The sequence below is a fragment of the Aquabacterium sp. genome (assembly GCF_016195855.1).
In the GTDB taxonomy this organism is placed as follows: domain Bacteria; phylum Pseudomonadota; class Gammaproteobacteria; order Burkholderiales; family Burkholderiaceae_C; genus Aquabacterium.
This window is the reverse complement of record NZ_JACPYU010000010.1, coordinates 279,216-294,317: the sequence shown is the minus strand read 5'-3', so window position 1 is coordinate 294,317 and position 15,102 is coordinate 279,216. Positions and strand designations below refer to the sequence as shown.

Genomic DNA, 15,102 nt, shown 5'->3' with positions numbered 1-15,102 from the left:
TTACGTGGCGATCGGCCTGATCTCCACGGTACTGCTTGCGTCTTGTGGCGGCGGCGGCGGTGGCTCAACAGCGGGTGCAACCCCGTCTGCCCAAGCACCTCAAGGCAACGACGTGACACTGGCGTTCAGTGTGGACACCTTGAATGCTTCCGTCATTGAGGGAGGCCAAGGCGTAGCCACCATGACCACCAAAGTAACCAACCCTTCGTCTGCCGACCTCTGGATCGGGGTGGAAGAAACAGGCAACATCATCGAGAGCGGTGATCCCAGCTTCCCCTCCTTTGACGAATTCACCCTGCAGCTCACCTTCAGGAAAGAACTGCCTCCGGGGTCATATGACTCTGCCATCCTGGTCCATCTGTGCCGGGACGAAAGCTGCGCGTCCGAGTTTCCCAACAGCCCCGCGCGTTTGCCAGTTCACTACGTCGTCAAGCCCAATATCCATGTCCAGCCCGCCCTGGCTCTGGAACGCACAGGACGTGATGCAGCCCCCAGCCAGACGGTACCCGTTGAGATTCCTGCAGAGGCCGGACAGGTCACGGTGCAGTTGAGCACACTGACGCCCGAGGCCATGACGGCATCCTTGTCGGGCAACCAACTGACGATCCAGACCACGCAAGTCAAGGCGGGGGTCTACACCGGCACCGTGGTCCTGACCGGGCAGGCAAACAGTCTGTACCAAGCCTCTTTGAATGTCACCTACACGGTGAAGCCGCCCATCGGCGGCGAGCTTGGCCTGACAGCCGACCCCAGCAGCACCTTCACCGTGATCCGCCAGGGCCAGAGCGCCTCGACACGTGTGAAGGTGACGCGCCCGACCTGGACATCGCAATGGATCAGCCCCAAATTGCTCAACGCAGACAGCGTATTCAGCCTGCGAGATCTGGGCAATGACGAGTACGAAGTGCTGATCAATGGGGCCAACGTCGCCGTCGACAACTATCAGAACACCTTGCGGTTCAGCGCCGGCCCCACGACAGGCAATGTGGATGTCCAGTTGACGGCATCAGTCAATGGCCAATTTGGCGTAGGCAAGTGGGCCCCCCTGATTGGTGTCGCGCTGACGGAAACCAGCACCGAAGCGGACCTGTCCTTCTCGATGCCCGTCACCGTCTACGATAACGCGCCCACCACCTGGACAGCCATCGCCAAGGTGCCATGGGTCACCCTGACCCGAAGCTCCGGCGCCGCGGGTGTCGACGAGCTGACGTTCAAGGTGGACAAGGCGTTCGCTTTGAGTCAACGGCAACTCATGCAGGCCGATGCCATTGACGTGAGCATCAACCGGCCAGGCCTGCTGCCGGTTACCGTGAACGTCAGACTTCTGAATCAGATTTCTCGACTTCAACGGGTTGCCAGCGGAACGTTGATGGGCAGCAGAGGGCGCATTTACATCGCAGGCCAGTTTGATCCCAGCATCGACTCCGCCACCTTGCTGGCCGCAGGCTACTTACGCGTGACTGGCGCGGTCGTAGAAAAATCGGCCATTCTGCCGGGCAACCGCACTTTGGTGCTGGACGTGAGCGGCGCGCAAGCCGGGCAAGCCATCACGGCATCCTGGCAAACCAATCTGGAGTCCAGCCAGGCCAGCGTCAGGGTAGCGATGCCAACAGCCATTGCAGCCGGTTACCAGTCACTGCCCTATGCGCAATACAGGCCCGCTCAATATGTGCCTGGACTGCACGCTCTCTATTGGTCTGGTGCAGGCCAAGTCTGGCGTTGGTCTCATGATGGCGCCACGTGGCAACTCACTCAAGCCTCTGTCGATGGGATCGTGGATGCTGCCATCAACCCGGACGAGTCTCGCCTGTATGTCGCGTCGAACAACCTCATCAAAGGATTCGACCCGGTCAGCCTGGCCTTCATCAATCAGGGCAGCTATACCCATCTTGATGGCCTGATGACCGGCGTCGCCTTTGACGCACAAACCCCCGTTGCCATGCGTGCGCTCACACTGCTGGAGGACGGCCAAACGTTTGCGAGCATCAGTGTATCGGGCACCTCCGCGGAACACGGCGTGGCCTGGATTGCGGGTGGCGACGGCAGCTATGGCTCCAGCATGACCGCTTGGGATCTGGCCTTGGCGCCCCATCAAGTTGAGCCAGATCGCCGCACCCGCACGTTCCCCGGCACCTTGGCAGGATCGGGCATGGTCACCAGCCCCGGGGGGCAGATGCTTTACTCGGTCGATCCGGACGGCAAGATGTGGGCGTATTACGCCGACCGGGGTGGCGCATGGGTCGACGCAGGCTACCTGCCGGCAGGCAAGCAATTGGCATCCGTGAGCAACGATGGCGCCATCCTTCTGCGCACTGACGGTGTCCTGCAAATGTGGAACAACATCACCACACCCAGCTTGTCGACACTGCTGCCCTCAACACACGTGGCAGGCGGCTACGGCTTGACACCAGATGGACACTACGCGCTGATCTACGGATACCGTATCACCAGCGAGCCCAGTGGTGACCGAGCACGGGAGGCGACAGTGTGGATCGTTGACCTGCAAGGCATCACGATCAGCGTGCCGAACGGCGCCAGGATCACGGGCGCCATCAGCCTGCCGGACGCGCTGGGCTGCACAGGCACTTTCGCACTTGGAGAGAGCTGTAAGCATGTGGCCCATGTGGTGAGCGACCCCACAGGAAGTTCAGCTTTTGTTCTGGGTCCGCGTGGCGTCGCAGCGATCTTGCTCTCGTCGGCCGTCGCGCCCTCAAATACAGGTTCGCCCTCAAGTGCCCAAACCACCAGCAAACGTGCTCAGTCTCAATCGATCAGCACACCGCGCAAGCGCATCTCCCCAACGATGCAGGTGATCCGCCAGTAGTGTGCCGCTCATGAGGCGCCACGATACAGGGCGCCGCTGAGCCACCGCTCAGCGGTGATGCACCTCGATCGTGGCGTGCACGATCTCTTCATGCACCTTCAAGGCCTCCCGGATCAGGGCGGGCGTCAGGGCCTTGTCGCCCGTGACCACGGTCAAGGCACAGGCATATGCGCCCTTGCCAACCCGCCACACATGCAGGTCGGTCAGGTGGCTGTCGGCATGGGCATCCAGCTCGGCCATCACCTCGCGGATCTCGTCCACCACGGGGTGGTCCATCTCGCGGTCCAGCAGCACCTTGCCGGTCTCGATGATCAAACCCTTGGCCCACACGGCCACCAGCACCGCCCCCACCAGGCCCATCACCGGGTCCAACCAGGACCAGCCGTACATCCAGCCGCCAATCAGCGCCAGGATGGCCAGCACCGAGGTGGCCGCGTCGGCCAGCACATGCACATAGGCTGACTTGAGGTTCAGGTCATGCTGGTGCCCATGGCCTTCATGCGCATCGTGATCGTGGTGTGCATGACCGTGGTCGTGCCCATGATGGTGCCCGTGCCCGCCATGATCATGGTGGTGGTGATCGTGTGCACCACCGAGGATGAGGGCACACACCAGGTTGACCACCAGCCCGATCACCGCCACAAACAAGGCCTCGCGGTAGTGGATGGGCTCAGGTGTCAGCAGGCGCTCGACCGAGCCGAAGACCATCACCCCCGCCACGCCCACCAGGAACACCGCACTGGCAAAACCCGCCAGCACCTCGATCTTCCAGGTGCCAAAGGCAAAGCGCGGGTCACGTGCATAGCGGCGTGCTGCAGCATAGGCAAAGGCGCTCAGGCCAATGGCCACGGCGTGTGAGCTCATGTGCCAGCCATCGGCCAGCAAGGCCATGGAGTTGTACCACCAGCCGGCGGTGATCTCCAGGGCCATCATGGCCAGCGTGATCCACATCACCAGCCGCGTGCGGGTTTCGGCCTGCTGGCTGCCCTCGTCAAAGATGTGATCGTGTATCCACTGGGACAGGTCGGTGTCACGCATACAAAGTCCTTCTTTTTGCCTGGTCTGTCGCCTGCTCAGGCAAACAACTTGTCGATCTTGAACAGGGTCAGCAACCCCATCACCGCGAAGATGGCCGCAGCGATGCCGTGCACCAGCTTCATCGGGATTTTCTCGGCGAAGCGGTTGCCCACGAACACGGCGGGCACATCGGCGATCAGCATGCCCAGTGTGGTGCCTGCGATCACCCACAGCGGGTTGGCATAGTGCGCAGCCAGGGCCACGGTGGCCAGCTGCGTCTTGTCACCCATCTCGGCCAGGAAGAAGGTCACCAGCGTGGCACCGAACACGCCCAGCTTGTGCGCCACCTTGGTTTCTTCCTCTTCGATCTCGTCGGGGATCAGGGTCCAGATGGCCATGCCGATGAAGCTCAAACCCAGCACCCAGCGCATGATGTCCGGGCTGACCATGGAGGTGATCCAGGCGCCCAGTGCACCAGCCAGGCCATGGTTGACCAGGGTGGCCGCCAGGATGCCCAGGATGATGGGCACGGGGCGCTTGAAGCGCGCGGCCAGGATGAAGGCCAGCAATTGGGTCTTGTCGCCGATTTCAGCGAGGGCGACCACACCGGTCGATACGAAGAGGGATTCCATCAGACGTCCTTGGCTGGTGCGTGCGCATGACCATACGCCGCCCACCAGCCGTGAAGCAGCACATGGTCAGACGTCTTGCCAAGAAAAAAGCCGCAGGTTGTTGAGCAACCTGGGGCTGTAACCGCCGGCGCCATGGCCCCAATTGTTGTGAACAGGGCCAATCATGTTGACGCGGGCCACCTCGCGATGAGGTGCAGCTACTCCCGAATGACGGGTGCGAGTGTACCAAAGATGCGACGCGCATCCCCCGCGCGGGGGGCTCAAACCGCGGGCACACGCAAACAAAAACCGGAATCCGCCACGGCCCCTCTCGATGGGGCAAACCCACCTTGGGGGGATGCGAGCAGGCGGCCAGACGCATTCAATGGCGACCTGTCAGCACGGTCCGGCGCCACGAAGGCACGCCAGAACAACCACCCCACCGCGCTGCACCGTGCAACCCGATTTTTTCTTTTTGGAGAACTTTTGTGAACGTTTCAACCCGCCAGCGCATCAACCGCAGCGCCCTCACCCTCGCCAGCTTCGCCGCCGGTTTTGCCGCCACCTTCCTGCCCCTGACGGCCATGGCCGCCGCCACCCTGCAAGTGGTGCAAGGCAGCGGCGAGTTCCAGACCCTGGACACCGCCGTCACCGTGACCGCCCCCACCGCCTTCACCATGCAATGGACCACCGACCAGGTGGGCGCAGCAGGCGGCACCTGGAAGGTGACGGACGCCAACAGCCAGGTCGTGGCCAGTGGCGAGGCCACCCCCGCCCCGGCCGTGGGCCACTTCCTGCGCTTCAGCATCCCGCAAAACGCCTTCCTGCCGGCTTCGACCGCCACCACCAAGCAGTACAAGCTCAGCATCCAGCCGCACAACGGTGTGATGCAAGCCATGGGCACGGTGTCGCCCAATGTCGTGGTCACGCAGGTGCCGGCCACCACCACGCCGCCCATCGTGTTCGGGCCCAGTGCCAACTTCCCCAAGGTTGACATCATCAACTACGAAGAAAAGATCGGCGTGGTGCCGCTCACCCAGCTGCACTACGCGGGTGCCGACATCACCCTGCGCGTGACCAACAAGAGCAAGGCCGTGACCGACCCCGCCTGGCTGGCCGTGAAGGACACCAACCTCTTGATGCGCCAGAACACCTCGGGCGTGAGCATCCCTTCGCTGCAACCGGGCGCGTCCACCACGGTGAGCGTGCACCTGGATGCCGTGCTGCCGCCACCCACATCGCAACTCCCGGAAGACCAGCAATACAGCCAGTGGAACGCCCAGTACCGCAATGTGTGCGGCCCGCAACTGAGCAGCGTGCTGGACTGGCGCGGCCCGCAGGCCCAGACGCCCATTGGCTCGCATCTGGAATCCCTGCTGGTCCAGGAAGGCTGGAGCGACTACGCCAAGGTGCCGCCCAGCACCCCCATCTGCCAGGGCACCCAATGCGTGCGCGTGTGTGACATTGAAAAGAACATCCACGCGCAGCTTGATGGCAAGGTGACGGGCTACTCCTTCTTCGTGGGCCAGTACCCCAAGTTCACGGGCCATGGCGATGCCCGCACCTCGGCCGACGCACCGGAGACCGCGTTCAAGTCCAACACCAAGATCACGGTGGCCAGCGTCAGCAAGCTGGTGACCACGATTGCGGCCGTGCGCCTCATCGACCAGAAGGCCGCCAGCATGCCCTTGGGCCTGGACACCCCGATTGGCGCCTACCTGCCCGCCGACTGGGCACCGCAGAGCAACTACATCAAGAGCATCACCTTCGCGCAGCTGCTGGGCCAGCGCAGCGGCATCAAGGACTACGGCAACGTGTCCATGGACTATGCGCAGCTCAAGAAGTTCTTCACGCAAAGCACCAACGCGATGGCCAACACCTCGTGCCAGGGCTCGGGTGTGAAGAACCCCGCCAACCCGGTGAACGTCAATGACCAGAGCTGGTGCTACAGCAACTACAACTTCGCCATCATGCGCGTGCTGTTGCCCAAGGTCGCCGGCTTTGCCGAAGACGCCAACCAGGCCACCCGCCCGCAGACCCTGGCCAATCAGTACACCAGCCTGGTTCAGCAGAACGTGTTCAACCTCGTCGGCCAGAACGGTGTGACCTGCAAGCCCCCTGTGGCCTCGACCAACTACGCCTTTGCCTACAAGGGCCCGGCCAGCAATGCCCAGGGTACGGACTGGGGTGATGTCTCGCTGATCTGCGGTGCCGCTGGCTGGTACCTGTCGGTGGAGGACATGGCCAAGGTGATGCTCAGCCTGAACGCCAAGGACGGCAAGATCCTGGCCGCATCCGGTGGCAAGGACCTGTTCGAAACCATGCGCAAGCGTGGCCTGGGTTGGGACGTGGACAACAACGGCGAGCTGGAGAAGAACGGCGGCTGGGGCGCCAACTGTGATGGCAACAACGTGTGCGACAACATCACCACCTCGGTGGCCATGTTCGGCCCCGTGACCGGCCCCCGCGTGCTGGGTGTGCTGTTCATCAACTCCAACATCACCGGTGGTGGTGGTGCGCAAGGCGTGCTGGAGAAAGCCTACAACCAGTCGCTCTACATCAAGCCCTGATGCTCGGGCACCTCGTTGTCAGCCTGACGCACAGGCAACACCACCCTGAACGTGGTGCCCACACCCATCTGGCTGCTCACGGAGATATGGCCATGGTGCTTGTTGACGATGCCGTAAGACAGCGACAAGCCCAGGCCCGTCCCTTTGCCAACCGGCTTCGTGGTGAAAAAGGGATCAAAAATCCGCTTGAGGTGCTCTTCCGGTATGCCGTGCCCTTCGTCGGCAATTTCCACAAAGACCTCATCGGCACTTGCCATGCCCGTTCGGATCGTGATCTTGCCGCGCCGCTCATGCATCGCATGGGCGGCATTGACCAGCAAATTCATCAACACCTGGTTGATTTGAGAGGGCATGCATTCGACGTCAGGAATCTGGCCGTAAAGCTTGACCACCTCGGCAACGTACTTGATTTCGTTATGCACGATGTTCAGCGTGCTGTCCAATCCTCTGTGCAGGCTGGCCCATTGCCACTGCGCCTCGTCAACATGAGAAAAGTCCTTGAGATCCTGCACGATCTGCTTGACGCGGCCAATGCCATCGTTGGACTCTGCCAGCAAGGCAACAAGGTCTTCGCGCAGGTACGCCAGATCAAGCGTGGCGCGCATGCCCGCCATATGGGATCTGGCCTCGTCGGCCAAATCTCTTTCGTGCACCTCGTAGGCCGCGATCAGTTCCAGCAAGTCATCAACATACTTGCGCAAGGTGCCAATGTTGGACCCCACAAAGCCGATGGGATTGTTGATCTCATGCGCAACGCCAGCGGCCAGTTGGCCGATTGACGCCATTTTTTCTGCCTGCAGCAATTGATGATGCGCCTCCTCGAGGCGCTTGATCAAGGCTTGCTGATCAGCCTTTTCCTTCAGCAAGGCTTGTTCTACAACCTGCCGCTGGGCCAACTGCAGATGCAACTGCGCGTTGCGTTCAGTCAACTCCTCCGACATCAATTCCAAGGTGCGCTCGATGGTATTGCGGTCCACATCGGCATCACGATAGGCGTCACTGATCGCGGAGAAAAAGGCATCCAACTCCCCCGGCACCAACGAGACCGTCGACAGGTGCCGAAGAATCTGACGTTCGAGCAGCTTGTGGTAACTCACGATTCTGCAAAGGTTGTGATGGTCATGGTCTGGTTGTGCAGTTCGCACTTTGTCACGCCGCCGTGCGGGCAGATCTCGCCGTATGAGTAAAAGCCGGCCAGCAACGCCTGCGGGCCCATCACCTGACGAACCCCTTCGAGCTCTTCCTCCACACGCTGCTTGAGCACCAGCTTGCGCCCCACACAGCTGATCAGAACGGCCAAAGCAGGCTCGAAGCTGTCCAGGCGTTGCAATCCAGAACGTGCAGCGCCCGCCGCGCCGTCAATCAATCGATCGAAATTGGCCTTCATCAGCGTGGCGTGCGAACCCTGCGGCACGTCGCCCGCAAAGGTGATGCTCCCACTGACCTCATCCACCGACAAGATGGTACGCACGACGCTGTCATGGATATGGTCGCCACGCAAGGACAAGGGGAAGGACAAGGCACTGGACGGCAACTGAGCCGCGTAATCCTTCCCCAGGTAGCGTTTGTAGAGCGCCAGGGCCGGCTGACCGTCCAGCTCATACAGCACATTGCCTTCAGAGCGCGTGACCAGACGCTCTGGCCCAAAGGTATCCCACCCACCCAAAGACCCATAGCCGACTCGCAGCCGATCGCCATAAAAGCCAATGGCGACAATGGCGTTCTCCATGACCTCACCTCCAGCGCAGACCCTTGTTTGCTTGAAGCGGTCACCATCACCAGCCAGGCCACCGGTGACCGCCACAGTGGGCGGCAGGTTCTCACGCAAGCCTCTCGCCAGAGCCGTGCCATTCACTGTAAGCCCATCGGAAAGCACCATCACATGCACCAGGCCCGGCAGATTCAGTGCACGGCCCAACGTCGTGCCAGCCTGGTAGCTGTCGGGCATGCCATCGACCCTGGCCGTGGCCATGCGCACCTGAGTGTCCGCAAAATGAACGGCGGTCGCGACCAGCGTATCGTCCTGAACCCGCGTATCCAGGATTTCTCCGGCCGTGGAACACCCCACGACGCACGCGCCCGGGTACGCAGACTCCAGACTGGCCAGCGCATCCATGTTGTTGAGCGCGTCAGGCGCACCGAACACCAGTACCCACTGCGCGCGCCCACTCAGCCCGGGAAGGAGGCTGGACCAGCCGCTCGCGGGAGTCCAAGTCAATTGTTCAACCTGCATGGCATGGCTCCGAATGGGTGGGACAAGGCGTCTGTACTTTCGGCCACGCACGCGAATAAATGAGGCGCCGTGCACAACGAGAGGGGCAAACGCGTGATGTATTGGCGCAATTGAAAGGCTTCCCGTCAATCCCCCGCCGAGAACCGCCAAGGTGCCGAGATGCACATGCCCTTACCCGGATTGAGCTGCCCTTTTCTCTCGCGCCAACTCGGTCTAATATCACTTCGCTGGCGTGAACCCTCTGCTGCGCTGGCAGGAACAGCAGTAGAACCGGGACGTCCTCGCGGACGTCAATCCAGGCACAGGATGCAGTGTGTCGGCCGGACTTGAGTCGGCAATGCGAACTCATCATGTGAGGCCTACTGTGCACGAGCCGCTCGATCATGAAGGCCTGAACGCCGCAGCAACCGAGAACGGTCTTGCTTCACCAAGCCTGCCTCAACTCATGCTTGACAGGGCGCCTTTGCCGATCGTGCTCATTGATGCGCAGGGGTGCCTGTGCTACGCGAACAATGCAGCGGCCGCGATGTTGGGCTGGCCTCGAGAGCAGCTGGAAGCGATGTCCATTTTCGACATCGCGCCGCATCGACGGCCAGACATGTGGGCCGACAGCATTCATACGGTCAAGCAAAGAGGGCCGCTGACACTCAACAGCGACTGGCAGACCGCTGAGGGGAAAACACTCTCGCTGGAGCTCAACGCCTGCTTCATGCCCATTGAGGCAATGGACCACGTCCTTGTTTTTGCAAGAGATATATCGGCGCAGCAACACGCGCTGGAGCAGGCTTTCCGGCTCGCCCACATCGATGACACGACAGGTCTGCCCAACCGAAAGATGCTGCAAGACCGGATCGAGAGTGAGGCCTTGCTGGCCACTCAGGAAGGTCGACGGATAGGGCTTCTGGCCATAGAGATCAACGAAGTCCGACACATCAACGAATCCCTGGGCTACGCCCTGGGCGATCAATTGCTGATGATGCTCACTCGGCGCGTGTCGAGCAGCTTGCGCGGCGCCAGCGTTCTCGCTCATCTCGGCGCAGGGGAGTTCGCACTGCTTCTGGTGCAGGACTCGGATGTAGACGATGACGTCGCACTGCAAGTGAGTCGCCAAATTCGAGAAGCGTTGACCACACCGGTCAGGCTTGAACACCAAGATGTCTCGGTCACTTGCGACATTGGCATCGTCATCTTCCCTCAAGATGCACGCGAACCGGCCCACATCCTGCGTCAGGCCCAAGTCGCCATGCGCCTGGCCAAGACCCAGGGCGTCAATCAGATCAGCTTCTACACCCCCGAGGCCAACGCTAGGGCCAGCGAGCAGCAGGCAAGGGAAGCCGCACTGCGCCATGCGCTTGAGCGAGGGGAATTCCATCTGCTTTACCAGCCACAAGTCGACCTCAAGACGGGGCAGATCATCGGTGTAGAGGCCTTGCTGCGCTGGCGAAATCCCACGCTCGGCGAGGTTCCACCCGACGTCTTCATCCCCATTGCCGAAAGTACAGGTTTGATCCTGCCGATCAATAGCTGGGTGTTGAAGGTGGCCTGCGAAGCCGCTACACGATGGAAGCAAATGGGGCTGCCGGCCATCCAGATGGCCGTCAACTTATCTCCCCGCCAACTTCGTCAACCTGATCTTGCCGGCGCGATCCAGACCGCCTTGATACAGTCCGAGCTCCCCCCCCAGCGACTCTCCATCGAAGTGACCGAAGACACGCTGATGGACGACCTGGATCACGCAGCCAGAATACTGACAGACATACGCTCCATCGGCATCGACATCTCGCTGGATGGATTTGGAACGGGTCGCTCGAACCTGAGCAGCCTGCGGCGCCTGCCCATCAGTGTCATCAAGATCGACCGTTCCCTCGTTCCCGACGTGACTGCCGCCGCACGGGATGTGTCCATCACCCGCGCCATCATCAACATGGCCCACAGCATGCAGACCAGGGTGATGGCCGTGGGCGTGGAAAGCGAGGGAGAGTTGGCGCTGCTTCTGGCCAATCAATGCGACCTGATGCAAGGCAACTTCTTCAGCAAGCCGCTGACGGAAGAAGAACTGCTGCCATTGCTGCGCGAAGGCAAGCATCTACCAGGCGACGTGCTGGGACGCCAGGCACGTCAGCGAACATTGCTGCTCGTCGATGATGAAGACAACATCGTATCGGCGCTCAAGCGCCTGCTGCGTCGTGATGGCTACAACATCGTCACGGCCAGCAGCGGTCCGCAAGGCCTGCAAAGGCTGGCGGAACATCAGGTGGATGTCATCGTCTCCGACCAGCGCATGCCGGGCATGACGGGCGTCGAATTTCTGAGGCAGACCAAAGCGCTCTACCCCCAGACCATCAGGATGGTGCTCTCCGGCTACACCGAGCTTCAATCGATCACGGATGCCATCAACGAGGGCGCCATCTACAAGTTCCTGACCAAGCCATGGGACGACGAGCGCCTGCGCACCCATATCAGGGAGGCATTCGAGCAAAAGGAGATGGCCGACGAAAACCGACGGCTGGACCGAGAGGTTCAGCAGGCCAACCTGGAACTGGCGGATGTGAACCGACGACTGAAGACCTTGCTTGCCACACAGAGCGAGCGCATCCTGAAAGAGGAGGCCAGCCTGGTGATCGCCAGAGATGCCCTCGAAAGCATCCCCTGCCCTGTCGTCGGCATCGATCAGGAGGGCATGATTTCGTTCATGAACTCGGATGCCGAGTTGCTTTTTGACGGCGCGACCGTCCTGTTGGGCATGCATCTGGATGACATCAGTTGTCCGCCGCTTGCACGACTGTGGCAGACCCAGGACGGGAGGCATCACGACATTGAAGTGCAAGGGCGCGCATACCGAGCGGTATGCCGTTCCATGAAAGGCGACGCCCAATCCCGTGGCTCGTTCATGGTGCTCATGCCGAGTACCGACCGTTAGAAACAAACCACCAAACTCAGGAAGCAGCATGATCCACACACACACACCGACCACGGCCGAGCAGCCGCTCACCAGCCAAGGTCAAGACAACCGGGAGCAAGTCCGCCGCGCACTCGAACACCGCTTCCGGCACGGTCTGCGCGCCAATCAGGTTCACCCGCTTCTACATCTGCTCTTGAGATACAAGCTGGAGCAACAGTCATGAGTCCTCTTGTCACCCCCGATTTGCTCAAGGCCCGGCTCAAGGATTTGCCCGCACTGCCGGCCGTGGTAGCGGAGCTCATCACATCCATCGGCAATGACACCGTGACGTCTGACGACATCGCAGCGAAGCTATCGAAAGACCTGGCTTTGAGCGCCAAGACCCTGCGCATGGCCAACTCGTCGTTTTACGGCATGTCCAGACAGATCGAAACCATTCAGGAGGCTGTCACGGTCCTCGGCCTGCGGACGGTGCGCAACCTGGTGATCGCCGGCGGTCTGACAAGCTGGTTCACACCGCCTGCGAGCACTGACTTCAACTTTCACGCTTTCTGGCGACACGCCATCGGCGCAGCCTTGTGTGGGCAGGCGCTGGCCCAAGAGATCGACATGGACGCGGACATGGGCTTTACGGTTGGGCTGCTGCACGACATCGGTCAAATGACTTTGTCCTGCTGCTTCCCTGATGAGTACACACAGGTGCTGCTTCACCGGCAGACGCATGACTGCATGCTCATCGACGCGGAGCTGGCTGTTCTGGGGACAGATCACGCCGCGATAGGCGGACAGATTGCCGAACACTGGCGGTTCTCGCCCGTGGTTGTCGAGGCGATTGCACATCACCATGCACCAGCCATGCACCATGGCCCCGGCTTGGTGGGGCTGACGCACATGGCCGATGCCCTGTCCCATGGCCTTGGCCTGTCGGGGCTGGAGGACGAGTACGTTCCGATCACCCCACCAGCCATCTGGGCTGCCATGTCCCCCAAGCCTGATGCATTCATGCAGCTGTTCGCCAAGGTGGAGAACCAATTCGAATGCGTGTGCCAGGCGCTTCAAATCTGACGAGAGGATATGCAGCATGAGCACCAACCCCTTGAGCCCGGAGCGAACCATTCTCTGTGTGGATGACGAGCCCAATATCCTGTCGTCCTTGAAGCGGCTTTTCCGGTCTACAGGCCATCGCGTTCTGACGGCCGAGAGCGGCGAATCGGCACTGGCCATGCTGGAGACCGAGTCCATCGATCTGATCATCTCGGACATGCGCATGCCGGTGATGAACGGCGCGGAATTGCTGCGACAGGCTCGGCTGCGCCAACCCCATGCAACCCGTGTGCTCCTGACAGGCTACGCGGACATGGCATCGACCGTTGCCGCCATCAACGATGGACAGATCTACCGCTACATCGCCAAGCCTTGGCAAGACGAAGATGTCCTGATACTGATCAAGGATATTTTCGAACGGCAAGCCTTGCAAGCCGAAAAGGACCGCCTCGAAGCGTTGACCCAGCGACAGAATGAGCAGCTGAAAGAACTTAACGCGACCTTGGAGGACAAGGTCGAAGCGCGGACAGCCGAGCTCGCGCTCGCCAACGACCGCCTGAAGAAGGGCTACTTCAATTCGATCAAAACCTTCTCCAACCTGATCGAGTTACGCGGAGGTCACTTGATGGGCCACGCGCGCAAGGTGGCGGACCTGGCCAGAAAGACCGCCCAGGCGTTGGGCCTGGACCAACCCGCATCCCATGAAGTATTCATTGCAGCCCTGATGCACGATATCGGTCACATCGGCTTGTCTGATCATATCCTTGCCAAACCCGTCTCCAAGATGGCCCCGGAGGAGGCTACCCGCTACCGGCTTCATCCCATCTTTGGTGAACAGGCCCTGCTGGTTCTGGATGACATGCAGCCGGTGGCCGCGCTCATTCGGTCGCACCATGAACGCCACGATGGCAAGGGCTTTCCGGATGGTTTGAAGGGTGACGCCATTCCTCTGGGAGCCCGCATCCTGGCGATCGCCGACACGTACGAGGACATGCAATCGGGTCATTTCATTTCGGAATGTCTGTCGGCCTCGGATGCCCGCATCATGATCGGCCGAGGCGCCGGCTCACAGTTCGACCCTCGGGTGGTGGAGGCCTTCCTCGGTCTCTTTGCCAAGCCGGCCGCCCCTTCGCCTCACCGGAATCTGAAGCTGAGAACGGATGAACTGCGCCCAGGCATGGTCCTGGCTTGCGACTTCCTGTCTCAGGAAGGGGTCTTGCTGCTGTCCGCCGATCATGTCCTGACCGAGGAGCTCATCGTGCGCATCCGCACGTTCGAACAACGCAGCGGCAAGTCGCTGTTGATGTCGATCAGACCACCCCAGGAGAAAAAATGAGCCGCCTATTGCTTGTTGACGACGAGCCCAACGTCGTGGCGGCCCTGCAAAGGGTCATGCGTCGGCGCTTGGCAAGGGCCGTTCAGGTCGAAGCGTTTGACAACCCGCTGGCTGCGCTGGCGCGCATTCAGACCATGCCATTCGATGTTGTGCTCAGCGACTTCAGAATGCCGCAGATGGATGGCTTCACCTTCCTCAAGCTCGTGAGAGAAAAATGGCCCCATTGCGTCCGGATGGTGCTGAGCGCGTCCACCGAAGTTGATGCCCTCATGAAAGCCGTGAACGACGTCGAGGTTTTTCGTTACCTGAGCAAACCATGGCAGGAAGACGAACTCATCTCGCAAATCCAACTCGCGCTGGCTCACAGCGCGGCGAGCCGAGAAGAGCGCGCATTGGCAGACGACAGACGGGCTCAGATCGGAGAGATGTCACCGCAAGCCCTTGAACTCAAACGCCTTGAAGAAATGGAGCCGGGCATCACGCAAGTCAATTGGGGCCCGAATGGCGAGATACTGATGCCACCGTTGGACCCGTGAGCCCCGTTATGGATGAGGAGGGTGAGGTC

At 60.9% G+C, this 15,102-nt stretch carries 10 protein-coding genes and 1 riboswitch; of the genes, 6 read left to right on the top strand and 4 right to left on the bottom strand.

The genetic code is table 11. The annotated features are described in order from the left end of the window. Positions 1 to 646: 646 nt before the first annotated feature. Positions 647 to 2,824, top strand: coding sequence for a hypothetical protein (locus HY019_RS09750; RefSeq protein ID WP_290691304.1), 2,178 nt, complete (start codon positions 647 to 649; stop codon positions 2,822 to 2,824). 48 nt (positions 2,825 to 2,872) lie between these two features. Here HY019_RS09750 and dmeF read toward each other — a convergent pair whose 3' ends face one another. Beyond that, entirely contained in the window at positions 2,873 to 3,862 is a 990-nt protein-coding gene (dmeF, locus tag HY019_RS09745) for a CDF family Co(II)/Ni(II) efflux transporter DmeF (RefSeq protein WP_290691300.1), read from the bottom strand. Between the two features lie 35 nt (positions 3,863 to 3,897). After that, positions 3,898 to 4,473: a TMEM165/GDT1 family protein gene (locus tag HY019_RS09740; protein WP_290691296.1), complete on the bottom strand. Its 576-nt coding sequence runs from the start codon at positions 4,471 to 4,473 to the stop codon at positions 3,898 to 3,900. Positions 4,474 to 4,488: 15 nt separating this feature from the next. Then, positions 4,489 to 4,691, bottom strand: a riboswitch (yybP-ykoY riboswitch). Between the two features lie 249 nt (positions 4,692 to 4,940). On the opposite strand from HY019_RS09740, the gene HY019_RS09735 reads away from it, so the two are divergent. Continuing rightward, positions 4,941 to 7,022 carry a serine hydrolase domain-containing protein gene (locus HY019_RS09735; protein WP_290691293.1) on the top strand — a complete coding sequence of 694 codons (2,082 nt, stop codon included), beginning with the start codon at positions 4,941 to 4,943 and terminating at the stop codon, positions 7,020 to 7,022. Here the strand turns inward: HY019_RS09735 and HY019_RS09730 are convergent. Both HY019_RS09730 and HY019_RS09725 read right to left on the bottom strand, forming a co-directional pair. Further along, on the bottom strand, positions 7,007 to 8,119 hold the full coding sequence (locus HY019_RS09730) for an ATP-binding protein (RefSeq protein ID WP_290691290.1): 1,113 nt from the start codon (positions 8,117 to 8,119) through the stop codon (positions 7,007 to 7,009). The two genes, HY019_RS09735 and HY019_RS09730, sit on opposite strands and share 16 nt — an antisense overlap. Beyond that, the gene (locus tag HY019_RS09725) at positions 8,116 to 9,255 is read right to left on the bottom strand and encodes an FIST N-terminal domain-containing protein (protein ID WP_290691288.1); all 1,140 of its coding nucleotides are present in this window, start codon (positions 9,253 to 9,255) and stop codon (positions 8,116 to 8,118) included. The genes HY019_RS09730 and HY019_RS09725 overlap by 4 nt, the downstream gene beginning before the upstream one ends. Positions 9,256 to 9,619: 364 nt before the next feature. Between HY019_RS09725 and HY019_RS09720 the strand changes: the two genes are divergently transcribed. The 4 genes from HY019_RS09720 to HY019_RS09705 all read left to right on the top strand — a co-directional run bounded on the left by HY019_RS09720 (position 9,620) and on the right by HY019_RS09705 (position 15,073). Beyond that, complete coding sequence (locus HY019_RS09720) at positions 9,620 to 12,175, top strand: EAL domain-containing protein (protein ID WP_290691284.1); 2,556 nt, start codon at positions 9,620 to 9,622, stop codon at positions 12,173 to 12,175. 225 nt (positions 12,176 to 12,400) lie between these two features. Continuing rightward, a complete protein-coding gene (locus HY019_RS09715; RefSeq protein ID WP_290691280.1) occupies positions 12,401 to 13,222 on the top strand; it encodes an HDOD domain-containing protein in 822 nt (273 codons plus the stop codon). Between the two features lie 16 nt (positions 13,223 to 13,238). After that, on the top strand, positions 13,239 to 14,537 hold the full coding sequence (locus HY019_RS09710; protein WP_290691277.1) for an HD domain-containing phosphohydrolase: 1,299 nt from the start codon (positions 13,239 to 13,241) through the stop codon (positions 14,535 to 14,537). Further along, on the top strand, positions 14,534 to 15,073 hold the full coding sequence (locus HY019_RS09705; RefSeq protein WP_290691274.1) for a response regulator: 540 nt from the start codon (positions 14,534 to 14,536) through the stop codon (positions 15,071 to 15,073). The genes HY019_RS09710 and HY019_RS09705 overlap by 4 nt, the downstream gene beginning before the upstream one ends. Positions 15,074 to 15,102 lie beyond the last annotated feature (29 nt).

Bases quoted from the DNA above. Each gene is read 5' to 3' on its own strand.
- dmeF (WP_290691300.1), bottom strand. From the start codon at position 3,862: ATGCGTGACACCGACCTGTCCCAGTGGATACACGATCACATCTTTGAC.
- HY019_RS09740 (WP_290691296.1), bottom strand. From the start codon at position 4,473: ATGGAATCCCTCTTCGTATCGACCGGTGTGGTCGCCCTCGCTGAAATC.
- HY019_RS09725 (WP_290691288.1), bottom strand. From the start codon at position 9,255: ATGCAGGTTGAACAATTGACTTGGACTCCCGCGAGCGGCTGGTCCAGC.
- HY019_RS09710 (WP_290691277.1), top strand. From the start codon at position 13,239: ATGAGCACCAACCCCTTGAGCCCGGAGCGAACCATTCTCTGTGTGGAT.
- HY019_RS09705 (WP_290691274.1), top strand. From the start codon at position 14,534: ATGAGCCGCCTATTGCTTGTTGACGACGAGCCCAACGTCGTGGCGGCC.